At 62.3% G+C, this 3,322-nt stretch carries 3 protein-coding genes; all 3 read left to right on the top strand.

Going from position 1 to position 3,322, the window contains the following annotated elements:
* Nucleotides 1-55 precede the first annotated feature (55 nt).
* Nucleotides 56-808, top strand: coding sequence for a Fe-S cluster assembly ATPase SufC (gene sufC, locus VFL62_RS25875; protein WP_325175236.1), 753 nt, complete (start codon nt 56-58; stop codon nt 806-808).
* A gap of 23 nt (nt 809-831) precedes the next feature.
* Nucleotides 832-2,157: a Fe-S cluster assembly protein SufD gene (gene sufD, locus VFL62_RS25870; RefSeq protein WP_325175235.1), complete on the top strand. Its 1,326-nt coding sequence runs from the start codon at nt 832-834 to the stop codon at nt 2,155-2,157.
* A 2-nt stretch (nt 2,158-2,159) separates the two neighbouring features.
* Nucleotides 2,160-3,322 (top strand): cysteine desulfurase (locus VFL62_RS25865; protein ID WP_414644849.1); only part of this gene is annotated, 1,163 nt, incomplete at its 3' end.

The following is a 3,322-nucleotide window of genomic DNA, read 5'->3' as shown; positions in this document are numbered from 1 at the left end:
TTCGTCGCAAGAGCTCCTCGCAATGACGAGCTTCCAAATATTAAGGACCAAGTGAATGTCACTGCTTGAAATCAAGAATTTGCAGGTGCGCGTCGAGGACCGCGAAATCCTCCACGGGCTCTCGCTCACGGTGAACGAGGGCGAAGTTCACGCCATCATGGGACCGAACGGTTCCGGCAAGTCGACGCTCTCGCATGTCATCGCCGGCAAGCCCGGTTATGAAGTTACGGGCGGCGAAATCCTGTTCAAGGGCGAAGATCTGCTGGAGATGGATCCGGACGAGCGCGCTGCCAAGGGCGTTTTTCTCGCCTTCCAGTACCCGGTCGAGATTCCCGGCGTCGTCACCATGAATTTCCTGCGCACCGCCTACAACGCCCAGCGCAAGGCACGTGGCGAAAGCGAATTGATGGCGCCGGAGTTCCTGAAGAAGGTTCGCGAGGTCGCCAAGAGCCTCAGCATTCCGCAGGACATGCTCAAGCGCGGCGTCAATGTCGGCTTCTCCGGCGGCGAAAAGAAGCGCAACGAAATCCTTCAGATGGCGCTGTTCGAGCCGAGCCTTTGCATTCTGGACGAGATGGATTCCGGTCTCGACATCGACGCGCTGCGGATCGCGGCCGACGGCGTCAATGCGCTGCGGTCGCCGAGACGGGCGATGGTCGTCATTACGCACTATCAGCGGCTGCTGAACTACATCGTGCCCGACTTCGTTCACGTGATGTCGAGGGGCAGGGTCGTCAAAAGCGGCGGCAAGGAATTGGCTCTGGAGCTTGAGGCTTCCGGCTACGCGCAGTTCGAAGACGCGGCCTGAGCCGGCGAATAACGGGATTTGCAATGAATGTCGTATTGGCCAAGAGGGAGACGCGCGGGGTGGTGAGCGATACTTTTGCCACCGTGCGCGACCGGTTGCCCGGCACCGGCAAGGTCACCGAGGCGCGCCAGCAGGCGTTCGAGGCCTATGAACGTGCCGGTCTGCCGCATCGCCGTCTGGAAGACTGGAAGTACACCGACCTGCGTGCCTTGATGCGCGACGTGTTGCCGCTGGCAGCGGCGCCGGATGCAAGCGCGCTGGAACGCGCGAAGACGGCGCTGGCGTCGCTCCCGGCGCTGGACGCTTGCCGTCTGGTACTGGTGGACGGTGTGCTCGCGCCGGCACTGTCTGATCTGGCCGCGCCGGAAATTGGCGTTCGCGTTCAGACCTTGCGCGAGGTTCTGGAAGACAACGCCAACGCCGCTGCTGCCGATCTCCTCCAAAACGGCGCGATGTCCGGATCGATGGTGGCGCTGAACGCCGCCATGGCGACCGATGGCGTGCTCGTCACGGTGGCTGACCGGGCGGTCCTCAACAAGCCGATTCACATCGTCCATATCGCCACGCGCTCGTCGGCTTCGACCTATACCCGATCGTTCCTGAAGTTCGGCCGGGCTGCGCACGCAACGCTTCTGGAGAGTTTTGTCGCTGCTGAGGGCACCAAGTCCTATCAGGTCAACGATGCGGTTACGCTGTGGCTCGGCGATGACGCAGAGCTGCAGCATGTGCGGCTGATGGCAGACAGCGCCGACGCCGCCAACATCACGACGGCGATCTTCACGATCGGCGCGAAAGCGCGCCTCACCACCTTCAACATGACGAGCGGCGGAAGCCTCAGCCGCTATCAGGGCTATCTGACCTTTGCCGGCGAGGGCGCCGAGGTGAACGCCAATGGCGTCAATTTGCTCAATGGCCGCCAGCACGCCGACACTACGCTGTTCCTCGATCACGCGGTGCCGAACTGCACGAGCCGGGAGGTGTTCCGCGCGGTGGTCGACGATCGCGCACATTCGGTGTTTCAGGGTCGTATCATCGTCAAGCCGGATGCGCAGAAGACCGACGCCAAGATGATGACGCGGGCGCTGCTGCTGTCGGACGAGGCCGAGGCCGACAACAAGCCGGAACTGGAAATCTTCGCCGACGACGTCACCTGCGGCCATGGTGCTACCACCGGTGCACTCGACGAAAGCCTGCTGTTTTACTTGCGCGCGCGCGGCCTTTCCGAGAAGGAGGCGCAAGCGCTCCTGATCCAGGCGTTCGTTGGCGAAGCGATTGAATCCATCGCCAGCGACATGCTTCGCGAACTGGCGATCACGACCGCACAGCGCTGGCTGGAGGCGCGGGGATGACCATGCATCCGGCTGTCTCAAATGGCGCTTACGATGTGGCCCGCCTGCGGCAGGATTTTCCCGCGCTGGCGACCAAGGTCTACGGCAAGCCGCTTGTCTATCTCGACAATGCCGCTTCCGCGCAAAAGCCGTTCGCTGTGCTCGACCGCATGACGGAAGCCTACAAGAGCGAATACGCCAACGTGCATCGCGGGCTGCATTATCTCGCCAATGCCGCGACCGAGGCTTATGAGGGCGCCCGTGAGAAGGTCGCCAAATTTCTGAACGCATCCCGGCCCGAAGAAATCGTCTTCACGCGCAACGCCACCGAAGCGATCAATCTGGTGGCCTCGTCCTGGGGCGCGCCGAACCTCAAAGAAGGTGACGAGGTCGTGCTCTCGATCATGGAGCACCATTCCAACATCGTCCCCTGGCATTTCCTGCGCGAGCGTCAGGGCGTCGTCCTGAAATGGGCCGATGTCGACGACGAGGGCAACTTCCTGATCGAGGAATTCGAAAGACAGCTCTCGCCGCGCACCAAACTCGTCGCGATCACGCAAATGTCCAATGCGCTCGGCACCATCGTGCCGGTGAAGGACGTCGTGAAGATCGCCCACTCCAGGGGAATTCCGGTGCTGGTCGACGGCAGCCAGGGTGCGGTTCACCTGACCATCGACGTCCAGGACATCGGCGCGGATTTCTACGTCTTTACCGGCCACAAGCTGTACGGGCCGACCGGGATCGGCGTGCTCTACGCCAAGCACGATCTGCTCGTGAACATGCGCCCCTATAACGGCGGTGGCGAGATGATCCGCGAAGTGGCGCGCGATTGGGTCACTTATGGCGATCCGCCGCACAAATTCGAAGCCGGCACGCCTGCGATCGTGGAAGCAATCGGCCTTGGTGCGGCGATCGACTACGTCAATTCGATCGGCAAGGAGCGCATTGCCGCGCATGAGCACGACCTGTTGACGTATGCCGAGGCGCGGCTTCGCGAGATCAATTCGCTGCGCATGATCGGCACCGCCAAAGGCAAGGGGCCGCTGATCTCCTTCGAGATGAAGGGGGCGCATCCGCATGATGTCGCCACCGTCATCGACCGGCAGGGCATCGCGGTGCGGGCCGGCACCCATTGCGTGATGCCGCTTTTAGAGCGGTTCAACGTGACCGCGACGTGCCGGGCCTC

The organism is Bradyrhizobium sp., from assembly GCF_035701725.1.
Lineage (GTDB): Bacteria > Pseudomonadota > Alphaproteobacteria > Rhizobiales > Xanthobacteraceae > Bradyrhizobium.
Note: the sequence above shows the minus strand (reverse complement) of the source record. Positions and strands in the feature narration are given on the sequence as shown.